At 60.6% G+C, this 21,568-nt stretch carries 17 protein-coding genes; 13 read left to right on the top strand and 4 right to left on the bottom strand.

Annotated elements, in window-relative coordinates:
* Nucleotides 1-2: 2 nt before the first annotated feature.
* Nucleotides 3-947 (bottom strand): GlxA family transcriptional regulator, encoded by a 945-nt coding sequence (locus ACKZ62_RS01685; RefSeq protein WP_032884013.1) that lies wholly within the window; start codon nt 945-947, stop codon nt 3-5.
* A 193-nt stretch (nt 948-1,140) separates the two neighbouring features.
* Between ACKZ62_RS01685 and ACKZ62_RS01680 the strand changes: the two genes are divergently transcribed.
* The 5 genes from ACKZ62_RS01680 (at nt 1,141) to ACKZ62_RS01660 (ending at nt 5,269) form a co-directional block, all read left to right on the top strand.
* Nucleotides 1,141-2,085: a choline ABC transporter substrate-binding protein gene (locus tag ACKZ62_RS01680; protein ID WP_447096252.1), complete on the top strand. Its 945-nt coding sequence runs from the start codon at nt 1,141-1,143 to the stop codon at nt 2,083-2,085.
* Between the two features lie 73 nt (nt 2,086-2,158).
* Nucleotides 2,159-3,046, top strand: a complete 888-nt coding sequence (locus tag ACKZ62_RS01675; RefSeq protein WP_122682001.1) for a 3-dehydrocarnitine:acetyl-CoA trimethylamine transferase CdhC — start codon at nt 2,159-2,161, stop codon at nt 3,044-3,046.
* Nucleotides 3,047-3,172: 126 nt separating this feature from the next.
* On the top strand, nt 3,173-4,138 hold the full coding sequence (locus ACKZ62_RS01670) for an L-carnitine dehydrogenase (RefSeq protein ID WP_447096251.1): 966 nt from the start codon (nt 3,173-3,175) through the stop codon (nt 4,136-4,138).
* A 139-nt stretch (nt 4,139-4,277) separates the two neighbouring features.
* Nucleotides 4,278-4,754: a thioesterase family protein gene (locus ACKZ62_RS01665; RefSeq protein WP_447096250.1), complete on the top strand. Its 477-nt coding sequence runs from the start codon at nt 4,278-4,280 to the stop codon at nt 4,752-4,754.
* 251 nt (nt 4,755-5,005) lie between these two features.
* On the top strand, nt 5,006-5,269 hold the full coding sequence (locus tag ACKZ62_RS01660; RefSeq protein ID WP_032884020.1) for a hypothetical protein: 264 nt from the start codon (nt 5,006-5,008) through the stop codon (nt 5,267-5,269).
* A 103-nt stretch (nt 5,270-5,372) separates the two neighbouring features.
* On the opposite strand, the gene gbdR is transcribed toward ACKZ62_RS01660, so the two are convergent.
* Nucleotides 5,373-6,476, bottom strand: coding sequence for a choline metabolism transcriptional regulator GbdR (gene gbdR / locus ACKZ62_RS01655; RefSeq protein WP_032884022.1), 1,104 nt, complete (start codon nt 6,474-6,476; stop codon nt 5,373-5,375).
* A gap of 608 nt (nt 6,477-7,084) precedes the next feature.
* Nucleotides 7,085-8,461, bottom strand: coding sequence for an L-serine ammonia-lyase (locus tag ACKZ62_RS01650; RefSeq protein ID WP_032884024.1), 1,377 nt, complete (start codon nt 8,459-8,461; stop codon nt 7,085-7,087).
* Nucleotides 8,462-8,877: 416 nt separating this feature from the next.
* Here ACKZ62_RS01650 and ACKZ62_RS01645 point away from each other — a divergent pair, with 416 nt between their 5' ends.
* The 3 genes from ACKZ62_RS01645 to choV all read left to right on the top strand — a co-directional run bounded on the left by ACKZ62_RS01645 (nt 8,878) and on the right by choV (nt 11,915).
* Entirely contained in the window at nt 8,878-9,825 is a 948-nt protein-coding gene (locus ACKZ62_RS01645) for a choline ABC transporter substrate-binding protein (protein WP_032884025.1), read from the top strand.
* 69 nt (nt 9,826-9,894) lie between these two features.
* Complete coding sequence (gene choW / locus ACKZ62_RS01640; protein WP_003194913.1) at nt 9,895-10,740, top strand: choline ABC transporter permease subunit; 846 nt, start codon at nt 9,895-9,897, stop codon at nt 10,738-10,740.
* Complete coding sequence (choV, locus tag ACKZ62_RS01635) at nt 10,737-11,915, top strand: choline ABC transporter ATP-binding protein (RefSeq protein ID WP_032884027.1); 1,179 nt, start codon at nt 10,737-10,739, stop codon at nt 11,913-11,915. Before choW ends, choV begins: the two co-directional genes overlap by 4 nt.
* A 177-nt stretch (nt 11,916-12,092) precedes the next feature.
* Here the strand turns inward: choV and ACKZ62_RS01630 are convergent, their stop codons facing one another.
* Nucleotides 12,093-14,027 carry a BCCT family transporter gene (locus ACKZ62_RS01630; RefSeq protein ID WP_233897097.1) on the bottom strand — a complete coding sequence of 645 codons (1,935 nt, stop codon included), beginning with the start codon at nt 14,025-14,027 and terminating at the stop codon, nt 12,093-12,095.
* A gap of 389 nt (nt 14,028-14,416) precedes the next feature.
* Between ACKZ62_RS01630 and betI the strand changes: the two genes are divergently transcribed.
* From betI to ACKZ62_RS01605, 5 genes are all read left to right on the top strand, one after another.
* Nucleotides 14,417-15,010, top strand: coding sequence for a transcriptional regulator BetI (betI, locus tag ACKZ62_RS01625; RefSeq protein ID WP_032884029.1), 594 nt, complete (start codon nt 14,417-14,419; stop codon nt 15,008-15,010).
* A 110-nt stretch (nt 15,011-15,120) separates the two neighbouring features.
* The gene (gene betB / locus ACKZ62_RS01620; protein ID WP_032884031.1) at nt 15,121-16,593 is read left to right on the top strand and encodes a betaine-aldehyde dehydrogenase; all 1,473 of its coding nucleotides are present in this window, start codon (nt 15,121-15,123) and stop codon (nt 16,591-16,593) included.
* 143 nt (nt 16,594-16,736) lie between these two features.
* On the top strand, nt 16,737-18,440 hold the full coding sequence (gene betA / locus ACKZ62_RS01615; RefSeq protein ID WP_032884032.1) for a choline dehydrogenase: 1,704 nt from the start codon (nt 16,737-16,739) through the stop codon (nt 18,438-18,440).
* Between the two features lie 203 nt (nt 18,441-18,643).
* Nucleotides 18,644-20,086 carry a TldD/PmbA family protein gene (locus tag ACKZ62_RS01610; protein WP_447096249.1) on the top strand — a complete coding sequence of 481 codons (1,443 nt, stop codon included), beginning with the start codon at nt 18,644-18,646 and terminating at the stop codon, nt 20,084-20,086.
* Nucleotides 20,086-21,402, top strand: coding sequence for a TldD/PmbA family protein (locus ACKZ62_RS01605; RefSeq protein ID WP_447096248.1), 1,317 nt, complete (start codon nt 20,086-20,088; stop codon nt 21,400-21,402). Before ACKZ62_RS01610 ends, ACKZ62_RS01605 begins: the two co-directional genes overlap by 1 nt.
* Nucleotides 21,403-21,568 lie beyond the last annotated feature (166 nt).

Below are 21,568 nucleotides of genomic sequence, written 5' to 3'. Positions count from 1 at the left end.
CGTCAAACCACCTCCCGTCGCCGATCCTCCCTCGGGCACTTCGCAAACCTCGCGCGATAGCTGCGCGTGAAATACGACGGCGACTCAAACCCACAGGCAATGCTGACTTCCAGCACGCTTAAATCGCTCTGGCGCAGCAGTTGCCGGGCCTTTTCCAGACGCAGGCCGAGGTAGAAGTTGCTGGGCGTGTCATTCAGATGCAGGCGAAACAGCCGCTCCAACTGGCGCCGAGTCACCTTGATCGCTTCGGCCAGGGCCAAGGTGCTCAAGGGCGGTTCGGTGTGTTGCTCCATTTCGCCGATCACTTGCACCAATTTTTTGTTGTTGATGCCGTAGCGCGTAGCGATCTGCATGCGCTGGTGGTCTTTGCGTGGGCGGATGCGGCCGAGTACGAATTGTTCGGAGACTTGAATCGCCAGTTCCGGGCCGTGGGCCTGGGCGATCAGGTCGAGCATCAGGTCGATGGACGCGGTGCCGCCGGCGCAGGTGATGCGGCGGCGGTCGATCTCGAACAGCTCCTGGGTGACGGTCAGGTGAGGATAGGACTCCTTGAACGCGTCGATGGCTTCCCAGTGCAGGGTCAGGCGATGGCCGTCAAGCAGGCCGGCTTCGGCGAGGACGCAGGCGCCGGTATCAATGGCGCCAAGGGTCACGCCGTCGTGGTCGAGGCGACGCAGCCAGTGTTCCAGGGCGGGGGTGGCGAACTGCAGCGGTTCAAAGCCGGCCACCACCAGCAAGGTCGCCCCTTTTTTCAGCGGTTCCAGCCCGGCGTCCGCGTTGACCGACATGCCATTGCTCGCCAACACCGCGCCGCCATCGGCACTCAGCACATGCCAGCGGTACAGCTCGCCACGAAAGCGGTTGGCCACCCGTAGCGGTTCCAGCGCGGAGATAAAACCAATGGCCGAAAACCCCGGCATCAGCAGAAAGTAGAAATCCTGGGACATGGTGGCGCTCTCGTCGGACGGGCAGCGTGGCACTGTGATACTCCCGTTCAGGGGCGGATTCAAGGGGGCAGGTCGCTGCAGTGCAAGAGGTGGTCGCCGCCGTGCGTTTTGCTGGCCCCTGGCTTGCGTAACTTGGCTGCACGGCGCACAAAGACGCCGGACCCCACAATAACGACCTGCCGAGGGATCCACCATGAATCGACTGATCAGCCGCTGCGTGCTTGCACTCAGTGCCAGCGCTATTTTGAGCACTAATGTGATGGCAGCGGATGCCGCTTCATGCCAGAACGTGCGCATGGGCGTGGTGAACTGGACCGACGTCATCGCCACCAGCGCCATGACCCAAGTACTGCTCGACGGCCTCGGCTACAAGACCAAACAAACCAGCGCCTCCCAGCAAATCATCTTCGCCGGTATCCGCGACCAGCGCCTGGACTTGTTCCTGGGGTACTGGAACCCGCTGATGACCCAGACCATCACGCCATTTGTCGACGCCAAACAAGTCAAAGTCCTCAACAAGCCAAGCCTGGAAGACGCCCGCGCCACCCTCGCCGTGCCGACTTACCTGGCGGACAAGGGCCTGAAAACCTTCGCCGATATCGCCAAATTCGAAAAAGAACTGGGTGGCAAGATCTACGGCATCGAGCCGGGCTCGGGGGCTAACACCCAGATCAAGGCGATGATCGCCAAGAACCAGTTCGGCCTGGGCAAATTCCAACTGGTGGAATCCAGCGAAGCCGGCATGCTCGCCGCCGTCGACCGCGCCGTTCGCCGCAAGGAAGCCGTGGTGTTTTTTGGCTGGGCGCCGCACCCGATGAACGTCAACGTGGCGATGACTTACCTCACCGGCAGCGACGACGCCCTGGGCCCGAACGAAGGCATGGCAACCGTCTGGACCGTCACTTCGCCGACCTACGCCGAACAGTGCCCCAATGTGCACAAACTGCTGACCAACCTGACCTTCACCGCGGCCGACGAGAGCCGAATGATGCAGCCGTTGCTGGATCACAAGGACGCTATCGAGTCGGCCAAGCAGTGGCTCAAGGATCACCCTCAAGACCAGGCTCGCTGGCTGGAAGGCGTGACCACCTTCGATGGCAAACCGGCCGCCGCCAACCTGCAATTGACCGGCAAGTAACACACTTTCAACCACTGCTTCGCAGCCAGACACGGCTGCGAACGGCATCACCACGCCTGTAAGGAACCGTCTCATGAATCACGACGTCATCATCACCTGCGCACTTACCGGTGCTGGCGACACGACCGCCAGAAGCCCACACGTGCCGGTCACCCCCAAACAAATCGCAGCCGCAGCGGTTGAAGCCGCCAAGGCCGGCGCCACCGTGGTGCACTGCCATGTGCGTGACCCCGAAACCGGCAAGTTCAGCCGCGACGTGGCGCTGTATCGCGAAGTGATGGAGCGCATCCGCGAGGCGGACATCGACATCATCGTCAACCTCACCGCCGGCATGGGCGGCGACCTGGAGATCGGCGGCGGCGAGAACCCGATGGAGTTCGGCCCCAATACCGACCTGGTCGGCCCGCTGACGCGCTTGGCCCATGTGGAAGAACTGCTGCCGGAAATCTGCACACTGGACTGCGGCACGCTGAACTTCGGCGATGGCGACACCATTTACGTCTCCACCCCGGCACAGCTGCGGGCGGGCGCCAAACGTATTCAAGAGCTGGGCGTTAAGCCTGAGCTGGAAATTTTCGACACCGGCCACCTGTGGTTCGCCAAGCAGATGATCAAGGAAGGCCTGCTCGACAACCCACTGTTCCAACTGTGCCTGGGCATCCCATGGGGTGCGCCGGCCGACACCACCACCATGAAAGCCATGGTCGACAACCTGCCCGCCGACGCAGTGTGGGCGGGCTTCGGCATCGGCCGCATGCAAATGCCGATGGCGGCGCAAGCGGTACTGCTGGGCGGCAATGTGCGGGTAGGCCTGGAAGACAATCTGTGGCTGGACAAGGGCGTGCTGGCGACCAATGGGCAGTTGGTGGAACGAGCCAGTGAGATCCTCAGCCGCTTGGGCGCGCGAGTCATGACCCCCGCAGAGGGCCGGGCAAAGATGGGCCTCACCAAACGCCGCTGATCAACATGTGTGAGGGGGCTTGCCCCCGATGGCGGAGGATCAGCACCAGCTGTATTGACTGACACACCGCTATAGGGGGGCAAGCCCCCTCCCACAGGGGATTACCAACCTCTTTAGGAATGTGCCATGAGCTTTATCACCGAAATCAAAACCTTCGCCGCGCTCGGCAGCGGTGTCATCGGCAGTGGCTGGGTATCCCGCGCCCTCGCCCACGGCCTTGATGTAATCGCCTGGGATCCGGCCCCCGGCGCCGAAGCCGCCCTGCGCAAACGCGTTGCCAACGCATGGGGTGCGCTTGAGAAACAAGGCCTCGCACCCGGCGCATCCCAAGACCGCCTGCGCTTTGTCGCCACCATTGAAGAGTGCGTAAAAGACGCTGACTTCATCCAGGAAAGTGCCCCAGAACGCCTGGAGCTGAAGCTGGAACTGCACAGCAAGATCAGCGCAGCAGCCAAGCCCAATGCATTGATCGGCTCCAGCACCTCAGGCCTGTTGCCGAGCGAGTTTTACGAGGGCTCGACCCACCCTGAGCGCTGCGTGGTCGGCCACCCGTTCAACCCGGTTTACCTGCTGCCATTGGTGGAAGTGGTCGGCGGCAAAAACACCGCGCCCGACGCTATTCAAGCCGCGATCAAGGTGTACGAATCCCTCGGCATGCGCCCGTTGCATGTGCGTAAGGAAGTCCCCGGCTTCATTGCCGATCGCCTGCTCGAAGCGCTCTGGCGTGAAGCGTTGCACCTGGTGAATGACGGCGTGGCGACCACCGGCGAAATCGACGATGCCATCCGCTTTGGCGCAGGGTTGCGCTGGTCGTTCATGGGCACCTTCCTGACCTACACCCTGGCGGGCGGCGATGCGGGGATGCGGCATTTCATGGCGCAGTTTGGTCCGGCACTGCAGTTGCCGTGGACGTATCTGCCAGCGCCCGAGCTGACTGACAAACTGATTGATGATGTGGTGGATGGCACTAGCGATCAGTTGGGTACACACAGCATTTCGGCACTGGAACGCTATCGTGATGATTGCCTGTTGGCGGTGCTGGAAGCGGTAAAAACCACCAAAGCCAAGCACGGTATGGCTTTCGCCGAATAACCCATGTGGGAGGGGCGGTGCGACGAATCGACTTGCCCCCGATAGCAGTGGATCAGTCAAGAAATCTGGCAACTGACACACCGCTATCGGGGGCAAGCTCCTCCCACATTTTGACCGAGTACTGATCCGGGAGTTTTCCATGCCTGCACTGACGACCTACACCACAGCAATCCTCCCCGAGTGGGTCGACTACAACGGCCACCTGCGCGACGCGTTCTACCTGCTGATCTTCAGCTACGCGACCGACGCGCTGATGGACACGTTGGGCCTGGACAGCGAAAACCGCGACGCCAGCGGCCACTCGCTGTTCACCCTGGAACTGCACCTGAACTACCTGCATGAGGTGAAACTCGGCGCCGAGGTTGAGGTGCATACCCAACTGATCGCCCATGACGCCAAGCGGCTGCACCTCTATCACAGCCTGCATCTTGTGGGCAAAGAGCGGGCGCTGGCGGGTAACGAACAGATGCTCTTGCACGTCGATCTGGCCGGCCCGCATTCGGCGCCGTTTACCGAGGCGACGCTGGAAAAAATCATCGCTGTCAGCGCTGCACAGGCTGACCTGCCCAAGCCTGCCCTGCTTGGCCGTGTCATCGGTTTGCCGGTCAGACAATAAGCAAAAAAAACCCCGATCCAATGTGGAGTGGATCGGGGCAGAGTGCCTTGTGTGAGCCGTACATCCCGAGGGTGACCAAACCGTCAAGCTGTGTGCCTGGGTTCAGTGTGCCGATAAGTGCGGTTGGCAAATGGCCCGAAAACGACACGCTCATAGCCATCTGAGGCATTCGCGCATTCTGCCCTTGCCGACCGCATGGGCGGCTACCAGAATCCCAGTCAGACCTCGCTCCCCTCACCAGGATAAACGTCATGATGCATGCGGATTTGATTGACCAGGATGACCTGCTGGGCCAACTGCGCTCACTGGGTTTCGACGTGTCCAGCGGCGCCACCGCTGAGCAGGCCTGCGAGTGCGCCGTGCGCGGTTTGAGCGAAGCACGGGCTAAAGCGCTCAAGGGCATGGTGGAACAGATGTACAGCGGCAGCGCGACGATCCTGCCGGCAGTGCGTCAGGCGATTGATAAGCAGCTGTTGCCGGCTTTGGTGCAGTTCAAGCAGAACTCTGGTGTCTGATAGAACGCTATCGAGAGCAAGTCGAATCGTCGCACCGCCCCTCCCACACTTGGAATCCATTCCCATGTGGGAGGGGGCTTGCTCCCGATGCAGTCAACTCGGTCTAAAGCCGCACGCTCGCAAAAGTCGACTCATTGCGCGCCTGACTCAACGCCGACATCGGCCCGGCCAACGGTGACAACACCAACGCCTGCGGAATCGGCATCATCGCCACCTGCTGGGTGGTGTTGGAACCGACGCGCTCATCCCGTGGCGGAATGCCGAAGTATTCGCGGTAGCACTTGGAGAAGTGCGGCGTAGACACAAACCCGCACACCGAGGCCACTTCGATGATCGACATCGGCGTTTGCTTGAGCAACTGCCGTGCACGGATCAGGCGCAGTTTGAGGTAGTAGCGCGACGGCGAGCAGTGCAGGTATTTCTGGAACAGGCGCTCCAGCTGGCGCCGCGACACGGCGACGTACACCGCCAGTTCGTCCAGGTCGATAGGCTCTTCCAGGTTGGCTTCCATCAACGCCACAATTTCCTGCAGCTTCGGCTGGTTGGTGCCCAGCATGTGCTTGAGCGGCACACGCTGGTGATCCTGTTCGTTGCGGATGCGCTCGTACACAAACATCTCGGAGATCGCTGCCGACAGTTCGCGGCCATGATCGCGGCTGATCAGGTGCAGCATCATGTCCAGCGGCGCGGTGCCGCCGGAGCTGGTGAAGCGATTGCGGTCGAGGGTGAACAGGCGTGTGCTCATGGCCACGCGCGGGAAGGCTTCCTGCATCGACGCCAGGCATTCCCAGTGCACGCTGCAATCAAACCCATCAAGCAGGCCGGCGCAAGCCAGGGCCCAACTGCCGGTGCAGACGGCGCCAAGACGGCGGGACTGGCGCGCCTGGCTTTGCAGCCACGACACGTGTTCACGGGTAACGGTGCGCTGAATACCCACGCCGCCGCACACGATGACGGTGTCCAGGGCCGGAGCTTTGTGCATGGAGGCATCGGGGGTGATTTGCAGACCGTCGCTGGCCCAGACCTGGTTGCCGTCGACACTCAGGGTTGTCCAGCGATACAACTCGCGGCCGGACAATTGGTTGGCCATGCGCAGCGGTTCCACGGCTGACGCCAGGGAAATCAGCGTGAAATTGTCCAACAGCAAAAAGCCGATGGATTGAGGCGCACGGTTCTGGGGTTGGGCCCCTGAGTTGAACGACGTCATCGCGGTATCTCCTCACACTAAGCGGGTGTTGGCCTCAGGCGAGGCTCTTGTTATGGCGGTCGGCCTCAGGAAGGCGACGCTTTAAATAGATAGAGCAAATGCCATGCCTAAAATTGAATGGCTATTCAATAACTCCTGAAAACGACCTTATGACGTGTCTATATAAGCCCGCGCAGGAAGTGCGGGATACGGTCGAAAAGGGACGTAGGAGCAGCACTGCTAAGGGGTGTGAGCAGATCGGTAGCACTTGTGGGAAGGCGCTTTGCGGGCGTAGGAGAAGTCTGTCACCCCATGCACAGGTGACGGGTGGTCGGAGGGAAAATCGTTCGGGAGCTACTTATCTGTTTGCGACGCGCTAAAAGGTGGCGATTTTGGTTGGAGTGTTCACTTGTAGTGAGCGGGCTTGCTCCGCGCTGGGTGGCGAAGCCGCCCCAAAATCAGGCGACCGGGTTTTATCTGAAACTATGTGGTGCCTTTATTGATTGGGGCGGCTTCGCCACCCAGCGCGGGGCAAGCCCGCTCACCACAAAAGCACGCTCACCTCAAAAACCCGGCTCACCACAAAAGCCCTGTTCATCACTAAGGCCCTGTTCATCACAACAAGCTCATCAGCACTCCACCGCACTGACCGCCAACCCACCCCGCGATGTCTCTTTGTACTTGTCATGCATATCTGCCCCGGTATCGCGCATGGTGCGGATTACCCGGTCCAGGGAAATAAAGTGCTGACCGTCGCCACGCAAGGCCATTTGCGCCGCGTTGATCGCTTTCACCGCCGCAATCGCATTGCGCTCGATGCACGGCACTTGCACCAACCCACCCACGGGGTCGCAGGTCAGGCCGAGGTTGTGTTCCAGGCCAATTTCGGCGGCGTTGCACAGTTGCTCCGGCGTAGCGCCAAGAATCTCGGCCAGCCCGGCCGCGGCCATGGCACACGCAGAACCCACTTCCCCCTGGCAACCGACTTCGGCACCCGAGATTGAGGCGTTCTTCTTGCACAGAATCCCTACCGCCGCAGCACTGAGCAGGTAGTCGACCACGTTGGCTTCGGTGACTTCGTCGCTGAACTTCATGAAGTAGTGCAGTACCGCCGGAATAATCCCCGCCGCGCCATTGGTGGGCGCGGTGACCATGCGCCCACCGGCGGCGTTTTCTTCGTTGACCGCGAGGGCGAACAGGTTGACCCACTCCATGGCGCTCAACGTCGAGCCAATCACATTAGGCTTGTTCAACTCCTGCAGGCTGCGGTGCAACTTGGCCGCGCGGCGACGCACGTTAAGGCCGCCAGGCAGGATGCCTTCGTGCTTGAGGCCCTGCTCCACGCACGCTTGCATGGCGCGCCAAAGCTTCATCAGGCCGCTGCGGATTTCTTCTTCGGAGCGCCAGACCTTTTCGTTGGCCAGCATCAACTCGGCAACGCGCAGGTTGTGGGTCTTGCACAACTGCAACAACTCCACCGCGCTGGAAAAGTCATAGGGCAACTCGGTGCGGTCCATATCCGCCACGCCGCTTCGGGCCTGGGCTTCATCCACCACGAAACCACCGCCCACTGAGTAGTAGGTGTCGCGGTGCAGCTCGCCATCATCACCAACTACCACCAAGGTCATGGCGTTGGGGTGGAACGGCAGGTTCTCATCGAGCAGACGCATGTCCCGTGCCCATACAAACGGCACCGGCAAACGCCCGTCCAGCAGCAGTGTGTCGGTCTCGCGCAGGGTGTGGATGCGCAGGCCGATCTGCGACGGATCAATTGCATCCGGCCACTCGCCCATCAGGCCCATGATGGTTGCGGTGTCGCTGCCGTGGCCGATGCCGGTGGCCGACAACGAGCCGTACAGCTGAACTTCGACGCGCCGTACTTGTTCCAACAATTCACGTTCACGCAGTGCTTGGACGAACAACGCCGCGGCGCGCATGGGGCCGACGGTGTGAGAACTAGAAGGCCCGATGCCGATCTTGAACAGGTCGAAAACGCTGATAGCCATTAACGTGGAACTCCTCGATAAGCACGGGCCGGACTTGAACAAGCTGCTACGCTCAGATCGCCCAGATGGCGGCATCATCAAGGTTTTATCTGCCGTCACGGCGTCTCACACCGACGCACCCATGCTCACCAGCGTCGCTCGCGTGCGATCGCCTGTTTTGGCCGTTTTCAGCGGCGCAGATGGGCAAAAACTGCGGTTTTGCCTTGGGAAAAACCTGTAAGCGACGTCACCGACACTGGATGCGACCCTCCCTGTACTGGATACGACGCCCCCTGTAGGCGTCAGATTTTCACTGGTACATGATCAGTCTCGACTCGTTTGCAAGGCACCGTGGCAGAGCTGTTGTCGCACGCTCCAACCGCAACACTTATAAAGCGCGGCGAAGGCCGCCAGAAAAAACACAGGAGTCTACCCAGATGAAAGGTTCACCCTCGTTGTTGTTGGCCGCCATGCTGAGTCTTCCCGTCATGGCGCACGCTGCAGAACCGGAACAGTGCAAGACCGTCAACTTCTCCGATGTCGGCTGGACCGACATTACCGTCACTACCGCGACCACCAGCGAAATCCTCAAGGGCCTGGGCTACAAGCCGCGCACCACGATGATTTCGGTACCGGTGACTTACAAGTCCCTGGCCGACGGCAAGAATATGGATATTTTCCTCGGCAACTGGATGCCGACCATGGAAAACGACATCAAGCAGTACCGTGATGCCGGCACCGTGGAAACCGTGCGCGCCAACCTGGAGAACGCCAAATACACCCTGGCGGTCCCCGAGGCGCTGTACAACAAAGGTCTGAAAGACTTCGCCGATATCGCCAAATTCAAGGATGAGTTGGGCGGCAAGATCTACGGCATCGAGCCGGGCAACGACGGCAACCGCACCATCCAGACGCTGATCGATAAAGACGCCTTCGGCCTGAAAACCGCCGGCTTCAAAGTGGTCGAATCCAGCGAAGCCGGAATGCTCTCGCAGGTGGAACGCGCCTCCAAGCGCGACCAGGCCATCGTGTTCCTCGGCTGGGAACCGCACCCGATGAACACCCGTTTCAAGATGAAGTACCTGACCGGGGGTGACGATTCGTTCGGCCCCAACTACGGCCAGGCCACCATCTACACCAACGTCCGCAAGGGCTATACCCAGGAATGCAGCAACGTTGGCCAACTGCTGAAAAACCTGTCGTTCACCTTGAACATGGAAAGCACCCTGATGGGTAACGTCCTTGACGACAAGATGAAGCCCGACGCCGCCGCCAAGGCCTGGCTGAAAAAGAACCCAGAAGTACTCGACACCTGGCTTGCAGGGGTCACCACCGTCGATGGCAAACCAGGTCTGGAGGCCGTCAAAGCGTATCTCGCCAAGTAATACTGCTGACCCCGGGGCGGTACGCTGCCCCGGGATGTATTCCCTCTTCGCATGTGGACATTCACTACCATGCTGACTGAACAGAAAATCCCACTAGGCCAGTACATCGCTGCCTTCGTCGATTGGTTGACCCAACACGGTGCCAACTACTTCGACGCAATCGCATCGACACTGGAAACGATGATCCACGGCGTGACGTTTGCGCTGACCTGGTTCAATCCGCTGGCATTGATCGGTCTGATTGCGCTGCTGGCTCACTTTATTCAACGTAAATGGGGACTGACGGTTTTTGTCATCGCCTCCTTCCTGCTGATCCTCAACCTGGGGTACTGGCAGGAAACCATGGAGACCCTGGCGCAGGTGCTGTTTGCCACCCTGGTCTGCGTGGTCATCGGTGTGCCGCTGGGCATTGTTGCCGCGCACAAACCGATGTTCTACACCATGATGCGGCCGGTGCTCGATCTGATGCAGACCGTACCGACCTTCGTCTACCTCATCCCTACCCTGACCCTCTTCGGGCTGGGTGTGGTGCCTGGGTTGATCTCCACGGTGGTATTCGCCATTGCCGCGCCGATCCGCCTGACCTACCTGGGTATCCGCGATGTACCGCAAGAGTTGATGGACGCCGGCAAGGCCTTTGGCTGCTCGCGCCGTCAGTTGCTCTCGCGCATTGAACTGCCCCACGCCATGCCGAGCATTGCCGCCGGCATTACCCAATGCATCATGCTGTCGCTGTCGATGGTGGTGATCGCCGCGCTGGTAGGCGCCGATGGCCTCGGCAAGCCAGTGGTCAACGCGCTGAACACCGCCGACATCGCCCTGGGCTTTGAAGCGGGCCTGGCAATCGTGTTGCTGGCCATCATGCTCGACCGCATCTGCAAACAACCCGACGCCAAAGTAGGGGGTGATGCATGAGCATTATCCGATTCGACAATGTCGACGTGATCTTCTCCAAAGACCCACGCGAAGCACTCAAGCTGCTCGACCAGGGCATGCATCGCAACGAGATCCTGAAAAAGACCGGGCAGATTGTCGGCGTTGAAAAAGCCAGCCTGGATATCGAGAAAGGTGAAATCTGTGTACTGATGGGCCTGTCGGGCTCCGGCAAATCGAGCTTGCTGCGTTGCATCAACGGCCTTAACACCGTGAGCCGTGGCCAGCTGTTTGTGGAGCATGAAGGTCGCCAGATCGACATCGCCTCCTGCACCCCTGCCGAGCTGAAAATGATGCGCACCAAGCGCATCGCCATGGTGTTCCAGAAGTTTGCCCTGATGCCTTGGCTGACGGTGCGTGAAAACATCAGTTTCGGCCTGGAAATGCAGGGCCGTCCGGAGAAAGAACGGCGCAAGCTGGTGGACGAGAAACTTGAGCTGGTGGGCCTGACCCAGTGGCGCAACAAGAAGCCGGACGAACTCTCCGGCGGTATGCAGCAGCGTGTTGGCCTGGCCCGTGCGTTGGCGATGGACGCCGATATTCTGCTGATGGACGAACCCTTCTCCGCCCTCGACCCGCTGATCCGCCAGGGCTTGCAGGACGAGTTGCTGGAACTGCAACGCAAGCTGAGCAAGACCATCGTGTTCGTGAGTCACGACCTCGACGAGGCGCTCAAGTTGGGCAGCCGCATCGCGATCATGAAAGACGGCAAGATCATTCAGTACAGCGTGCCGGAAGAGATCGTACTCAACCCCGCGGACGACTATGTGCGTACCTTCGTCGCCCACACCAACCCGCTGAACGTGCTGTGCGGCCGCAGCCTGATGCGCACGCTGGACAACTGCACGCGGGTGAACGGCTCGGTGTGCCTCGATCCGGGCGGCGACTCGTGGCTGGACCTGGCTGAGGGCAACACCATCCAGGGCGCCCGTCAGAATGGCGTGGTGATGAACCTGCAGAACTGGGCACCGGGGCAAGCAGTAGAAGGCCTGGGCCGGGTACCGACGCTGGTGGATTCGAATATCGGCATGCGTGATGCGCTGCAGATTCGTTACCAGACAGGGAACAAGCTGGTGTTGCATGACAACAACCAGGTGGTGGGGATCCTGGGCGACAGTGAGCTCTACCACGCCCTGCTGGGCAAAAACCTGGGCTAGCAAACACCGCAAACGCCATTGGAGAAACTGGGTCAAACATGTGGGAGGGGGCTTGCCCCCGATAGCGGTGGATCAGTAACAGATGAACTGACTGACACACTGCAATCGGGGGCAAGCCCCCTCCCACATTTTTTGCCCCAGTGGTTTCAGTGACAACACCACCGGGCTTTCAAAGCATCAGCTATAGACACGGCCAAGGAGCTGCCGATGGCTTTCAAACTGATCGAGCACGTCCCGGGTGATCTGTTCCTGGGCGAAGCCCATCAGGTCGTATTCCTGAGGCCCGTTGTGCAGGTACACCTCGGCACGGTAATAGCGGGTGCGCTCTTCTTCAGGCAGGTCGCTCGGCGCCGACGAGTAAGCATCCAGGCTCACTTCATAAACGAACGGGTTGCCCTCTTCCATCTCGATCCGCACACCGATGCAACGCTTGGACTTGCCCAACAGCGTCTGCACTTCCAACCCTTGCTCACGCAACGCGACCGCCGCCTCTTCCAGCGCTGGCGTGACGTGCTTGTCCATGAAGCGCTGCACAGTGCCCTGGCTCGGTTGCAGGTCGAGTGCCGTCAAACGCTCGCTGAAACCACGACGCCCGCGTTCAGCCAGTTGCGCCTGCTCCTGTTCGATCGCCGCGTCCTGGCGCATGGCCTTGTGCAGACCAAACATGAAGAAAATCAGCACCACCGAGAACGGCAGCCCCGCCAACACCACCATGGTTTGCATGGCTTCGAAGTTGCCGGCAAACAGCAAACCGATGGTCACCAGAGTGATCACCACCGACCAGAAGATCCGCAGCCAGTGCGGCGCATCTTCATCCACGTTGCCGCCTTTGCAGGAAAGGTTGGCCATCATCACTGCGCCGGAATCCGCCGGGGTCAGGAACAGCACAAAGCCTACGAAGATCGACACACCAATGACGATTTTCGACGCTGGGTAGTGCTCCAGCAGTTGGTAGATGGCCATGGACGGTTGTTCCAGCGCCGTCTTGCCCAACTCCACCGCCCCTTGGTTCAGCACCAGGTCCAGCGCCGAGTTACCAAAGATCGACAGCCACGCCAGGGTAAAGCCCAGCGGGATCAGCAGCACGCCGGCCACCAGTTCACGCACCGTGCGACCACGGGAAATACGCGCGATGAACATACCTACAAATGGCGCCCAGGAAATCCACCAGGCCCAGTAGAACAGAGTCCACAGGCCCATCCAGCGCTCGGTTTTTTCACCGTCGCCTTCATACACATACAGGTCAAACGTCTTCAGCACGATGCCGTTGAGGTAATCACCGGTGTTCTGCACCAGGCCATTGAGCAGGTGCAGGGTCGGGCCGAACAGCAGCACGAAGATCAGCAAACCGCTGAACAGCACGATGTTGAGGTTGGACAGGCGACGAATGCCATTCTCCACACCCGACACGGCAGCGATGGTGGCGACGGTGCTCATCACGATGATCACGATGAGCAGGTTGGTGTTGCTGTGTTCCATGCCGAACAGGTTTTCCAACCCGGACGACACCTGCAACGAACCGATCCCCAGGTTGGTTACCAGGCCCAGCAGGGTCACGAACATGCCGAAACCGTCCACCGCGTGGCCCGCCGCGCCTTTGACCCAACGCTCGCCCATCAGCGGGTACAACGCCGAACGCAACGCCAGCGGCTGGTTATGGCGGTACGCAAAGTACGCCACGGCCAGGCCGACCAAGGCGTAGATCGCCCAGCCATGCAGGCCCCAATGCAGGAAGGTCAGTTGCAACGCCTGGCGAGCGGCGCCATTGCTGGCGGCCGCGCCTTCAGGCGGGTTGAAGTAGTGATCCAACGGCTCCGAGGCGCCGAAGTACAGCAGCGAGATGCCGATGCCCGACGAGAACAACATGCCGGCCCAGGCGCCGTAGCTGAAATCCGGGGTGTCGTCCTTGCTGCCCAGTTTCAACTTGCCGTAGGACGAAAACGCCAGGCCGACTACGAATACGAGATAGGCGGCGATGACCACCATGTAGTACCAGCCGAAGCTTTTGGAAAGCCACGCCTGGGCTACGCCGAGCATGCGCCCGGCCTCCTGCGGGGCGATGATCAGAATGGCAGTCAACAACAGAATCAGCGCGGTGGAGGTGTAGAACACCCAACCGTTGACCCGCACCTTTTCCGGCGGGGTCTTTATAAGAGAGGCAGAACTCATGGCGCAGATGCTCCGGGCAGTGCGAGAGAGAAACACAAGGCAACGGTTATCCCAGGCCATCGATTTTTCGGCAGTCGACGGACGGGTGTTATAAAGACACCCCGAAAATTCTTGCGCCCCGTCGATGCGGTGCCAGGCGCTTATGCGGCCTGTTTCAAGGGTTTCCCAGGTGTCAGATGTCGCCGCCCTCACGTAGGAAATACCTGTAGGCAGCGACCATTTGTCGCAGAGCTTATTCTTTGTTGATTGAACGTTCAATCAAAACAAAATAGACTGGCCTTCAAGTCGACGAACGTTCATCGCCCGTCGGCAGGCCTAAGGAGAGGTGCTACATGCCCAAGGTCGGTATGCAACCCATACGCCGCCAACAGTTGATCGAAGCCACGTTGACGGCCATCGATCAGGTCGGAATGGGAGATGCCAGCATTGCGCTGATCGCCCGTTTGGCCGGCGTTTCGAACGGCATCATCAGTCACTATTTCAAGGACAAGAACGGCCTTATTGCAGCGACGATGCGCTACTTGATGAACGCGCTGATTGAGAACGTCCACGAACGCAGGCTTGCGCTCACGGACGACAGCCCACGGGCACACCTTCAGGTGATCATCGAGGGCAACTTCGATGCCAGCCAGGTCAACGGCCCGGCAATGAAAACCTGGCTGGCCTTCTGGGCCACCAGCATGCACCACCCGTCATTGCACAGGTTGCAACGGATCAACGATCAACGTCTGTATTCCAACCTGTGCTGCCAGTTCCGCCGAACGCTGCCGCTGCCGCATGCACGCAAAGCAGCCCGAGGCCTGGCGGCGTTGATCGACGGTTTGTGGTTGCGCGGCGCCCTGTCGGGAGACGCTTTCGACACGGCGCAAGCGCAACGGATCGCTTACGAATACATGGATTTCCAATTGGCCAAGCAGGTGAGTTAGAGCCCTTATAAACGCTCAACCCCTGAACGTCTGCCGCTCAGTGTTGCCACACCCTTATGGCCCACTTAGCGGCGGGTAACGCCAACCACTTATGCACTTGCGAGGACTTTATGGCCCGTTTCGACCTGCAAAAACTCTACATTGACGGCGGCTACAGCGACGCTGGCAGCGATGCCACCTTCGAAGCCATCAACCCGGCTAACGGTGAAGTTCTCGCCCAAGTGCAACGCGCAACGAAAGAAGACGTTGAACGTGCCGTGGTCAGCGCTGAAAAAGGCCAGAAAATCTGGGCCGCCATGACCGCCATGGAGCGTTCGCGCATCCTGCGTCGTGCCGTCGACATCCTGCGCGAGCGCAATGACGAGCTGGCCGCCCTGGAAACTCTAGACACCGGCAAATCCTTCTCCGAAACCAAGTACGTCGACATCGTCACCGGCGCTGACGTATTGGAATACTACGCAGGCCTGGTGCCTGCCATCGAAGGCGAGCAGATCCCACTGCGCGACACCTCGTTTGTCTACACCCGCCGCGAGCCGCTGGGTGTGGTCGCCGGTATCGGCGCGTGGAACTATCCGATCCAGATCGCCCTGTGGAAATCCGCACCGGCCCTGGCTGCCGGTAACGCGATGATCTTCAAGCCAAGCGAAGTCACTTCGCTGACCACCTTGAAACTGGCTGAGATCTACACCGAGGCTGGCGTTCCAGCCGGCGTGTTCAACGTACTGACCGGCAGCGGCCGTGAAGTCGGCACCTGGCTGACCGAGCACCCACGCATCGAGAAAGTCTCGTTCACCGGCGGCACCGACACCGGCAAGAAAGTCATGGCCAGCGCGTCGAGCTCTTCGCTCAAAGAAGTGACCATGGAACTGGGCGGCAAGTCGCCGCTGATCGTGTTCGAAGACGCCGACCTGGATCGTGCGGCCGACATCGCGATGATGGCCAACTTCTACAGCTCCGGTCAGGTCTGCACCAACGGCACTCGTGTGTTCGTGCCTAAGCACCTGCAAGCGGCGTTCGAAGCCAAGATCGTTGAGCGTGTTGCGCGCATCCGCGTTGGCGACCCGCAAGACGACAACACCAACTTCGGTCCGCTGGTCAGCTTCGCCCACATGGAAAGCGTGCTGGGCTACATCGCCAAAGGCAAAGAGCAAGGCGCCCGCCTGCTGTGCGGCGGCGACCGCCTGACCGACGGCGACTTCGCCAAAGGCGCGTTCGTGGCACCGACTGTCTTCACCGACTGCACCGACGACATGGTGATCGTGCGTGAAGAAATCTTCGGCCCGGTGATGAGCATCCTCACCTACGAAACCGAAGAAGAAGTGATCCGCCGCGCCAACGACACCGACTTCGGTCTGGCCGCCGGCCTGGTCACCAAAGACCTGAACCGCGCTCACCGCGTGATTCATCAACTGGAAGCGGGTATCTGCTGGATCAACGCTTGGGGCGAGTCCGACGCAAAAATGCCGGTCGGCGGCTACAAGCAATCGGGTGTTGGCCGTGAGAACGGCATCAGCTCGCTGAATAACTTCACCCGCATCAAATCGGTACAGGTTGAGCTGGGCGATTACGCCTCGGTGTTCTAAGACCCGAGCCTTGCGTTGCCTTTGAGGCCGCCATCAGGGTCGAGCCCCCTCCCACCTTTGACGGTGTGAACCCGATCACATGTGGGAGGGGGCTTGCCCCCGATGAGGCCCGACCTGACCACACATCAAAGAGGGTGCATTCAATGTCCCAAGAATACGACTACATCATTGTGGGTGCCGGCTCCGCCGGTAATACCCTGGCGACCCGTCTGACCGAAGACGAAGGCGTCACCGTCCTGCTGCTGGAAGCCGGCGGCCCCGACTACCGCCTCGACTTCCGTACCCAAATGCCCGCCGCCCTGGCGTTCCCACTGCAAGGCCGCCGCTACAACTGGGCCTACGAGACCGATCCAGAGCCACACATGGACGGCCGTCGGATGGAATGCGGTCGCGGCAAGGGCCTGGGTGGCTCTTCGCTGATCAACGGCATGTGCTACATCCGCGGCAACGCCATGGACTACGACAACTGGTCGAAGCTGCCAGGTCTGGAAGACTGGAGCTACCTCGATTGCCTGCCGTATTTCCGCAAGGCTGAAACCCGCGACATCGGCCCGAACGACTGGCATGGCGGCGATGGCCCGGTCAGCGTGACCACGCCTAAAGCCGGCAATAACCCGCTGTTCCACGCCATGGTTGAAGCGGGCGTGCAGGCCGGTTACCCGCGTACCGAAGACTTGAACGGCTACCAGCAGGAAGGCTTCGGCCCGATGGACCGTACCGTCACGCCTAACGGCCGTCGCGCCAGCACAGCGCGCGGTTACCTGGACACGGCCAAGAAGCGTTCGACCCTGACCATCGTCACCCACGCCCTCACCGACAAAGTCTTGTTCGAAGGCAAGCGTGCCGTTGGCGTGCGTTACCTGATCGGTGCCGCCGAAGAGCGCGTTGAAGCCCGTGCGCGTAAAGAAGTGCTGGTGTGCAGCGGCGCAATCGCTTCGCCGCAACTGCTGCAACGCTCCGGCGTGGGCCCGGCCAAATTGCTGGAAAGCCTCGACATCCCGGTGGTCCATGACCTGCCTGGCGTCGGCGAAAACCTGCAGGACCACCTTGAGCTGTACCTGCAATATGCGTGCACTCAGCCGGTGTCGCTGTACCCGTCGCTGCTCTGGTACAACCAGCCGGCCATCGGTGCCGAATGGCTGTTCAACGGCACCGGCATCGGCGCCAGCAACCAGTTCGAAGCGGGCGGTTTTATCCGTACCCGTGAAGAATTCGAATGGCCGAACATCCAGTACCACTTCCTGCCGGTAGCGATTAACTACAACGGCAGCAACGGTGTGAAAGAGCACGGTTTCCAGGCACACATGGGCTCCATGCGCTCGCCGAGCCGTGGCCGCGTACAACTGAAGTCGAAGAACCCACGGGACTACCCGAGCATCCTCTTCAACTACATGGCCACCGAGCAGGACTGGCAGGAATTCCGCGATGGCATTCGCCTGACCCGTGAAATCATGCAGCAGCCGGCCCTCGATCAATACCGTGGCCGCGAAATCAGCCCGGGCATCGATGTGCAAACCGATGAGCAGTTGGACAAGTTCATCCGCGAGCACGCCGAAACCGCGTTCCACCCGTCCTGCTCGTGCAAGATGGGCACCGACGAGATGGCCGTCGTGGATGGCGAAGGTCGCGTGCATGGCATGCAAGGTCTGCGTGTGGTCGATGCCTCGATCATGCCGATCATCACCACCGGTAACCTGAACGCGCCGACGATCATGATCGCCGAGAAAATCGCCGACAAGATCCGTGGTCGCCAGCCGCTGCCCCGCAGCACGGCGGATTACTACGTGGCAGGCGATGCGCCGGTGCGTGGCAAGCCGTTGCGTGAAGTGGGGCCGACTGCGCAGTAACTGATTCACTGCGGTGCCTTCATCGGGGGCAAGCCCTCTCCCACATTTGAATGTATTCACAAATCAAGTGTGGGAGAGGGCTTGCCCCCGATAGGGCCCGATCAGGCACTGCAAACCTTACCTGTACACTTTCCTTGATCAGCCCCCAGCCCAGGCCTACTCTGTTTGCCTGCCCGCGCTGAGCTGCCCACAAGGAAGGCCCCATGTTCGAACACCACGCCACACTCAAACGGCATTTCAGTGCCCTGCGCACTACCGCCGATTTCTTCTCCCTACGCTACGTTCGCGAATCCGGCCAGTACCTGTCGGTGCGCAAGAACGTCGCCGAACCGCCACACTTGAGCAACGACGAAGGCGCCATGCTCACCGTGCGTCTCAACGGTGTCGAAGCCTACGCCGCGACCAACGACATTTCCCTTGCCGGCCTGCAAGCCGCCCTTGAGCGCGCCGAACAGCAAGCCCGGCAAATCAAGCCTCACGCCCTGCTGGATGTGCGCGACCAACACATCTCCAGCGACATCGCCGACTATCTGTCGCCTGACCTCGACCAAGCCTTCCCATCCCTAAGTGACTGCTATCACCTGCTTGGCGACGAATCGGCCGCCGTGCCCAAGGACGAGCGCCTGGTCAGTTGGGACGTCAGCCTGGGTCTGACCCACGTCGAGCAGATCTACCTCAATACTGCCGGCGCCGAGCTGCGCCAGGCCCAGCGTTTTGTGTTCCCTGGCGTCAACGTTACAGCCTTTGACGGCAACGACAGCCAGACCCGCACCCTCGGCGGCAGCAACTTTGGCCAGCAAGGCGGGTTTGAGGTGATCAACCGTTTCGGCCTGGTCGGCGCGGCCCCGCGCATTGCCGACGAAGCCCTGCAACTGCTGCTGGCGCCGAACACGCCCCAAGGCCCGCGCGACCTGCTGCTGATGCCTGACCAGATGATCCTGCAGATCCACGAGTCCATCGGCCACCCGCTGGAACTGGACCGTATTCTCGGCGACGAGCGCAACTACGCCGGCACCAGTTTTGTGAAGGCCAGCGACTTTGGCCACCTGCAATACGGCTCCAAGCTGCTCAATGTGACGTTCGACCCGAACATTCCCGAACAGCTCGCCAGCTACAGCCATGACGACGACGGCACCGCCGCCAGCAAGCAATTCCTGATACGCGAAGGGCTGTTGATCAAGCCGCTGGGTGGGGCGCTGTCGCAATTTCGATCCGGCATGAGCGGCGTGGCCAACAGCCGCGCCAGCAGTTGGAACCGCGCGCCGATCGACCGCATGGCCAACCTGAATATCGAAGCCGGCGACAAGAGCCTGGCGCAACTGATTGGCGGCATCGAAAACGGCATCCTGATGTCGACGAACCGTTCATGGTCCATCGACGATGCGCGCAACAAATTCCAGTTCGGCTGCGAATGGGGCCAGTTGATTGAAAACGGAGAGCTCAAGGGCGTGGTGAAGAACCCCAACTACCGAGCTATTTCCGCGCAGTTCTGGCGCAAGCTCAGCGCCGTGGGTGACGCCAGCACCACCAAGGTGCTGGGCACGCCGAACTGCGGCAAGGGCGAACCCAACCAGGTGATCCGTGTCGGCCACGCCTCACCCGCGTGTGTGTTCAGCAACATTGACGTATTTGGGGGAGATGCCTGATGAATACCTTCAAGGCATTGGTGGAGTGGCTCAAGCAGGCCATCACCGAAAAGGAACAATTTCACCTGAGCTATGCGGCCGAGGCGTCCGAGTTCGTGCGGTTCAACCACGCCAAGGTGCGCCAGGCCGGACAAGTGCAACAGGCCAGCCTCAACCTGAAACTGATCAACGATGGCCGCCACGCCGACCTCGCTATCACCCTGGCCGGCACGCCTGAGCTGGACCGCCAGCGCCTCGCCGATGGCCTGCAACAACTGCGCGAAACCTTACCGTTGCTGCCCCATGACCCGTATCTGTTGCTCAACCACGATGCCTGGCACAGCCACAACGAACAGGCCCAGCCGCTGCCCGACCTGGCCCTCGTGCTGGAGGACATCAGCCAGGCCGCTGACGGCGTGGACTTGGTTGGCATCTACGCCGCCGGGCCGATCAGCCGTGGCTTTGCCAGTTCCGATGGGGCATTCGGCTGGCACCAGGCCAATAGCTTCAACTTCGACTTCAGCCTGTTCCATGCCAACGGCGAAGCGGTAAAGGCCAACTATGCCGGGCACACTTGGGACAGCGCCGAGTTCGCCCGCCGCTTGCAACAGGCCCGCAACCAGCTTGAGTTCCTCGGTCGACCGTTGCACACCCTGGCGCCCGGGCAGTATCGCGCCTACCTCGCCCCGGCGGCGCTGGAAGAAATCATCAGCATCATCACTTGGGGTGGTTTCTCCGCACAGGCCATCGCCAGCAAAGGCAGCTCACTGCAAAAGCTGTACGCGGGCGAGCAACACCTCAGCCCGCTGGTAACAGTGAACGAACACGTCAGCGGCTCCCTGAGCCAGGCGTTTTCCAGCGAGGGCTACCCGCGCGGCGATGTCACGTTGATCAACGCGGGCAAGGCCGAAGGCCAACTGGTGAACTCGCGCAGTGCCGCCGAATATGGTCTCAGCACCAACGGCGCCAGCAGCGATGAATCCCCCAGTGCCTTGCAGATGGCAGCGGGCAACCTGGCCGAAGCTGACATCCTCAAACAACTCGGCACCGGGCTGTACATCAGCAACCTGTGGTACCTGAACTATTCAGAACTGGCCGCCGCCCGCCTCACCGGCATGACGCGCTTCGCCACGTTCTGGGTGGAAGACGGCGAGATCAAGGCGCCGGTCAGCACCATGCGGTTTGATGACAGCGTCTACAGCCTGCTCGGCTCGCAGTTGGAAGCCCTCACCGCTGAGCGCGAGTTGCTGCTGTCGGCCAGCACCTACGGACAGCGCAACACTGCATCCAACCTGTTGCCGGGGGCCTTGGTAAAACGCCTGACCCTGACTCTCTAAACATCAAATGCCTGTGGGAGGAGCCCCTCCCACAGTGTTTTGTGCTGATTTCAGACATCCCGGTTTCGGCCCTTCCTACCGTAAATTCTCTTCCTGTCCGTTTGCACGGGCGGCCTGTTGTCGCCTGCAAAAAACCTCGCTATAACAGCTAGTGGCATACCGCCAC

Source organism: Pseudomonas sivasensis (assembly GCF_052938085.1).
Note: the sequence above shows the minus strand (reverse complement) of the source record. Positions and strands in the feature narration are given on the sequence as shown.